5 protein-coding genes are annotated in these 6,109 nt (G+C 70.3%); 3 read left to right on the top strand and 2 right to left on the bottom strand.

Annotated features, from left to right (window positions below):
* Positions 1-200 precede the first annotated feature (200 nt).
* A complete protein-coding gene (locus ACIO3O_RS28085; RefSeq protein WP_401750500.1) occupies positions 201-2,048 on the bottom strand; it encodes a phosphatidylglycerol lysyltransferase domain-containing protein in 1,848 nt (615 codons plus the stop codon).
* Positions 2,049-2,196: 148 nt separating this feature from the next.
* On the opposite strand from ACIO3O_RS28085, the gene ACIO3O_RS28080 reads away from it, so the two are divergent.
* Positions 2,197-3,312 (top strand): alpha/beta hydrolase, encoded by a 1,116-nt coding sequence (locus tag ACIO3O_RS28080; protein ID WP_401750497.1) that lies wholly within the window; start codon positions 2,197-2,199, stop codon positions 3,310-3,312.
* 38 nt (positions 3,313-3,350) lie between these two features.
* On the opposite strand, the gene ACIO3O_RS28075 is transcribed toward ACIO3O_RS28080, so the two are convergent.
* Entirely contained in the window at positions 3,351-4,508 is a 1,158-nt protein-coding gene (locus tag ACIO3O_RS28075; protein WP_401750495.1) for an ABC transporter ATP-binding protein, read from the bottom strand.
* A 175-nt stretch (positions 4,509-4,683) separates the two neighbouring features.
* On the opposite strand from ACIO3O_RS28075, the gene ACIO3O_RS28070 reads away from it, so the two are divergent.
* Complete coding sequence (locus ACIO3O_RS28070; RefSeq protein ID WP_401750493.1) at positions 4,684-5,424, top strand: ABC transporter permease; 741 nt, start codon at positions 4,684-4,686, stop codon at positions 5,422-5,424.
* Between the two features lie 5 nt (positions 5,425-5,429).
* Positions 5,430-6,098: an ABC transporter permease gene (locus ACIO3O_RS28065; RefSeq protein ID WP_401750490.1), complete on the top strand. Its 669-nt coding sequence runs from the start codon at positions 5,430-5,432 to the stop codon at positions 6,096-6,098.
* Positions 6,099-6,109: the final 11 nt, after the last annotated feature.

Below are 6,109 nucleotides of genomic sequence, written 5' to 3'. Positions count from 1 at the left end.
GGGGCCCGGGGGGGGGTGGGGGGGCGGGGGGGGGGGGGGGGGGGGGGGGGCGGGGGGGGGGGGGGGGGGGGGGGGGGTGCTGTTCGTGCCGGGGGCGCTGCCCCCGGACCCCCGGATTTCGCCCCGGTCCCGCCCCTTCACCTAAAGCGCTCGGCCGCGCGGCTGGGTGGGTGGTTGCTCGCGCAGTTCCCCGCGCCCCTTTAGGCGACCCGTTCGACCTCCCGCACCGACTGGGCCGGTACGTGGGCGCACGGTTGGGGGCCGCGGCGCGGGGACGGCTTGCGGCGCAGGAAGCGGGGGAGGGCCAGCGTGACGAAGCCCTCGGCCTGCATCGCGGCGAAGCCGATGCGCGGGAGGTCCCGGGTGGTGCGGAAGACCACGAAGCGCGGCTCCCAGCGCGGGCGGAACTTCGCGTTGAACTTGTAGAGGGACTCGATCTGGAACCAGCGGGAGAGGAAGACCAGCAGGCCGCGCCAGCCGCGCAGGACCGGGCCCGCGCCCAGTTTCTCGCCGCGGGCGAGCGCCGAGCGGAACATCGCGAAGTTCAGGGAGACCTTCGTGATGCCGAGGGAGGGGGCGGCCGTGAGGGACGCGACGATCAGGAGTTCGTTCATGCCCGGGTCCGCGCTGCGGTCGCGCCGCATCAGGTCCAGGGACATGCCGTCCGGACCCCAGGGGACGAAGTGCAGGACGGCCTTCAGGTCGCCGTAGGGGCCGGGGTCGGCGCCCTCGTCGTCGGCCTTGTGGGCGGTGGCGATGAAGCAGTCCTCGTCGCCCGGCTCACCCACACGGCCCAGCGCCATCGAGAAGCCGCGCTCGGTCTCCGTGCCGCGCCAGTCGGCGGCGGCGCGGCGGATGCGGTCCAGCTCCTCGGAGTCCAGGTCGCCGACCCGGCGCACACGCGTCTCGTAACCGTTGCGCTCGATGCGCTTGACCATCTGGCGCACGTTGCGCATCGCGCGGCCGGTGAGGGAGAAGTCGGGGACGTCGACGATCGCCTCGTCGCCCAGCTCCAGGGCGTCCAGGCCCGTCTCACGGGTCCACACCTCGCCGCCCGTCTCCGAGCAGCCCATCACGGCCGGGGTCCAGGAGTGGGCCTTGGCCTCCTCCATGAAGCGCTCGATCGCACCCGGCCAGGCCTCGACGTCGCCGATCGGGTCGCCGCTGGCCAGCATCACGCCGGAGACCACCCGGTAGGTGACGGCCGCCTTGCCCGAGGGGGAGAAGACCGCCGCCTTGTCGTGGCGCAGCGCGAAGTGGCCCAGCGAGTCGCGGTCGCCGTGCTTGGCGAGCAGGGCGCGCAGCTGCGCCTCGTCCTCCTCGGTGAGGCGGGCGGCCGGGTGCTCGGGGCGGAAGGCCAGGTAGACCGTGGTGATCGCGGTGATCCAGCCCAGCGCGCCGAGCGAGTAGCCGACCGTCCAGGAGACCTGTCCGCCGTACGAGAGGGGGCCCTCGAAGCCCACCAGCCCGTACAGGACGTGCTCCAGGCGCTCCAGCAGGCTCGGGTCGCCGATCAGCTTCCTCGGGTGCGAGCTGACGATCAGCAGGCCCAGCGCCAGGGAGCCCACCAGCATCACGACGAAGTTGGTGAGCGCCTTCCAGCGGCTGCGCGGGTCCGGCAGCGCGGCGAATTCACTCCGATGGACGATCAGGAGCGCCAGGAGTGCGAGGGCGATCAGCACACCGATGACGGAGTGCCGGTACGTGTACTGGGCGACCGCTCCGACGGGCAGCAGGAACACCGCCGAGCGCCAGGCCCGGCGCTTGCGCCGCTTCAGCCCGTGCGCGAGCAGGAGCAGCAGCACACCCACGGTGAGCGAGAACGCGGCCGCGAACGGGCCGAACGTACCCGGCAGCACCTCGGCCAGGCTGTGCATGCGACTGTGCCGGAAACGGGGGAAGACCCCGGCGGCGATGTCGAGCAGGCCCACGATCGTGACGGCCGCGCCCACCAGCGAAGGGACCGTTTCGGGACGCGGTCCGCGCAGGACCCGCCGGACCCGATCCGGAACCGCTCCGGACTTATCCCCATCTATTCTGATTGACATCGCTTCCCGAGGTTCCGCGAGAGGTTGTGTGCCCGTGGAACCTGGAGAAGGTCCGTCCGGACATTGTGCGTTCACTAGGACGGCGCTTGCGGGAGGTGGGTTCACTCAGCTCTCAGGAAATTCTCAGCCAGGAAGTAACGATCTCGACATGGGTCTCACCAGCACCAAAGTTCTCGTGCTCGCCGTTGTGGTGGCGGTACTGCTGTTCGCCGCCACGATCTGGCTCTGGCCGCGGCTGTCGGGACGCACCTGGCGTTCCGTGCTCGGCCGGATCGGCATGATGCTGGCGACCCAGTTGGCGCTGTTCGCCGCGATCGGCCTGGCCGCGAACAAGTCGTTCCTCTTCTACGGCTCCTGGGCGGACCTCTTCGGCCAGGAGGACCAGATGGGTGTGGTCGTCGACCACGCGAGCGGGGGCGGCAGCAAGGAGGCCCAGCTCATCGGGACCCAGGCGATGGACGTACCCGGCGGCAACAAGCCGGCCGTCGGCGGGCAGATACAGGAAGTACGGATCGAGGGCCGCGCCTCCAAGATCGTCAGCCCGGCGTACGTCTACCTGCCGCCGGAGTACTTCCAGCCGGAGTTCAAGAAGAAGCAGTTCCCGGCGACGGTCGTGCTCACCGGCTACCCGGGCATCGCGATGAACCTGATCAAAGGGCTCCGCTACCCGCAGACCGCTCTGATGCAGGCCCGCGCGGGCAAGGCACAGCCGATGATCATGGTCCTGATGCGGCCGACCGTCGCGCCGCCGCGCGACACCAACTGCGTGGACATCCCCGGCGGCCCGCAGACCGAGACCTTCTTCGCCAAGGACCTGCCGCAGGCGATCTCCGCCTCGTACCGCGTGGGCACGAAGCCGCAGAACTGGGGCTTCATGGGGAACTCCACCGGCGGCTACTGCGCCCTGAAGATCGCCATGGCGCACCCGGACAGGTTCGCCGCGGGCGCGGGCCTCTCCCCGGACTACAAGGCGGCCGACGACCCCACGACCGGTGACCTCTTCGGCGGCGACGAGGACCTGAAGAAGCGCGCCAACCTGATCTGGGCGCTCGACCACCTGCCCGCGCCCAAGACCTCCCTGCTGGTCACCACCAGCAAGAAGGGCGAGAGCAACAAGAAGCCGACGGCGGAGTTCATCAGCAAGGTGAAGCCGCCGACGAAGGTCTCCTCGATCACGCTCAACAGCGGCGGCCACAACTTCAACACCTGGAAGCGCGAGATCCCCGCCGTCATCGAGTGGATGAGCAAGAAGCTCACCGCCTGACGGACTCGGGATCACCCCCTGACGGCCGGAGCGGGTGGTCAGCCCACCGTCTCCACGTCCACCTCCGTACGAGAGACCCTGCGCCCGTCCGCGTCGATGGACCGGCGCAGGGCTTCGTGCAGCCGGGCCGGGGTGAGCACCCCGAGGAAGCGGCCCTCGCTCGCCTCGTCGATCACCGCGATCCACCCGGCGTCGTGCTGGAGCATCGTCGAGAACGCCTGCTTCAGCGAGGCCCCCACCGGCAGCCACGCCTCCATCCGGCGCGCGTGCTCGCGCACCGTGCCGTCCTTGCCCGCGGACTCCGCGGGAATCCAGCCGTGCAGGTTGTCCTCCCCGTCCAGGACGACGGCCCAGTGCGCCCCCTGCTCCGCCAGCCGTGCCGAGGCGGTGCGCATCGGGTCGTCCAGGTGCACCACGGGCGGCTGCTCCAGGTCGCCCTCCTCGATCGGGGTCACCGAGAGCCTCTTGAGGCCCCGGTCGGCGCCGACGAAGTCCGCGACGTACCCAGTGGCGGGTGCGCCCAGCACCACGGCCGGTGCGTCGAACTGCTCGATGGTGCCCTGTCCGTAGACGGCGATGCGGTCGCCGAGGCGGACCGCCTCCTCGATGTCGTGCGTCACGAACAGCACCGTCTTGCGGACCTGCGACTGGAGCTTGAGGAACTCGTTCTGGAGGCGTTCGCGGACCACCGGGTCGACCGCGCCGAACGGTTCGTCCATGAGGAGTACGGGCGGGTCCGCGGCCAGGGCGCGGGCGACGCCGACGCGCTGGCGCTGGCCGCCGGAGAGCTGTTCGGGGTAGCGGGACCCGTAGACCTTGGGGTCGAGGCCGACCAGGTCGAGGAGTTCGGCGGCCCGCAGCCGTGCCTCGGTCTTCTTCACGCCGAGCAGGTGCGGGACCGTGGCGGTGTTGTCGAGGACGGTCTTGTGCGGGAAGAGGCCGACCTGCTGGATGACGTACCCGATCCGGCGGCGGAGTTCCACGGGGTCGCCGTCGGCTATGTCCTCGCCGTCGAGGAATATGCGGCCCTCGGTGGGCTCGATGAGGCGGTTGACCATCTTCATGGTGGTGGTCTTGCCGCAGCCCGACGGGCCGACGAGCGTGACGAGTTCACCCGCGGCGACCTCGAAGGACAGGTCGTCGACGGCGGTCGTTCCGTCGGCGTAGCGCTTGGTGACGTGCTCGAACCGGATCATGGGTCCCCATTGTGGCGGCTGGTGGCGGGTGTTGTGTGAAGAGCGTGTTGCCGGGATGTGGCAGGCCGAACCGGGCCGGGCTCGTTGTCAGTGGTCGGGGATATGGTCGTTCGACGATGCGTGAACATACGTTCTCAGTCGTGTGGAACGGCCGAATCGGGGGAGGTGGGAACGCGTGAGTGAGCAGAACTGTCTGGTGACGAACGACTGGATCTGCGGGGAGTACCTGCGTTCCCGAAGCCAGGAGTTGACCGACGCGACCCTCCAGCACGTGGGGATCACGGTGGCGTCGGTGCTGATCGGACTGGCCGTGGCGCTTCCGCTGGCCGTTCTCGCGCGGCGCCACCAGCGCTTCGCCGGACCCGTCCTCGGGCTGACCACGATCCTCTACACGGTGCCGTCGCTGGCCATGTTCTCGCTGCTGCTGCCGCTGTTCGGGCTGTCGTCGGCGCTGGTCATCACCGGGCTGGTGCTGTACTCGCTGACGATCCTGGTACGGAACATCCTGGCGGGCCTGGAGGCCGTGCCCGAAGAGGCCAGGGAAGCGGCGCGCGGGATGGGGTACGGGCCGTGGCGGCTGCTGTGGGAAGTGGAACTGCCGCTCTCGCTGCCCGCGTTGATGGCCGGGGTGCGGATCGCGACCGTCTCGACGGTGGCGCTGACCACCGTCGGGTCCATCGTGGGGCGGGGCGGGCTCGGCAATCTGATCGAGGACGCGCTGCCCACCTTCTTCAAGGCGCAGGTGCTCGCCGCCTCCGTGCTGTGCGTGCTGCTGGCGCTGGTCGCCGACCTGCTGCTGCTCGGGCTGCAACGGCTGCTCACTCCGTGGACAAGGGGGCCGCGGGCCCCGAAGGCCCGGCGGGAGCCGCTGCGGGACCGCATACGCAAGACTTCTGCGGCTGTTGAGGCGGGCTGATCGCGATGGGTGTGCTCGGTGATGCCTGGACCTGGCTGGTCACGGGCTCCAACTGGTCCGGCGACGGCGGGGTCTGGACCCGGCTGACGGAGCATCTGTACGTCAGCGGGGTCGCCCTGGTGGCCGCCTGCCTGCTCGCGCTGCCGCTGGCCTTCCTGCTCGGGCACCTCGGCAAGGGAGGTGCGCTCGCGGTCAACATCTCCAACATCGGACGGGCGATCCCGGTGTTCGCGGTGCTGGCGCTGTTCATGGTCTCGCCGCTGAGGTCCGCCGGTTACCTGCCGACGATCATCGCGCTGGTGCTGTTCGCGGTGCCGCCGCTGCTGACCAACGCGTACGTGGGGATGCGGGAGGTGGACCGGGCGGTGGTCGAGGCCGCGCGCGGCATGGGCATGTCCGGCATGCAGCTTTTCCTGCGGGTCGAACTGCCCCTCGCGTACCCCCTGGTGATGACCGGTCTGCGCTCGGCCGCCGTCCAGGTGGTGGCCACCGCATCGATCGCCGCGATGGTCGGGCAGGGCGGGCTCGGGCGGATCATCACCGCCGGCTTCAACACGTACGACACCGCGCAGGTCGTGGCGGGGGCCGTGCTGGTGGCGCTGCTCGCCCTGGTGGTGGAGGGGACGCTGGTGCTGCTCGGCCGGTTCTGCTCGCCGCTGCGGAAGTCGGCGTGAGCGCGTTTCGT

Source organism: Streptomyces sp. NPDC087440 (assembly GCF_044744005.1).
Classification (GTDB): domain Bacteria; phylum Actinomycetota; class Actinomycetes; order Streptomycetales; family Streptomycetaceae; genus Streptomyces.
Note: the sequence above shows the minus strand (reverse complement) of the source record. Positions and strands in the feature narration are given on the sequence as shown.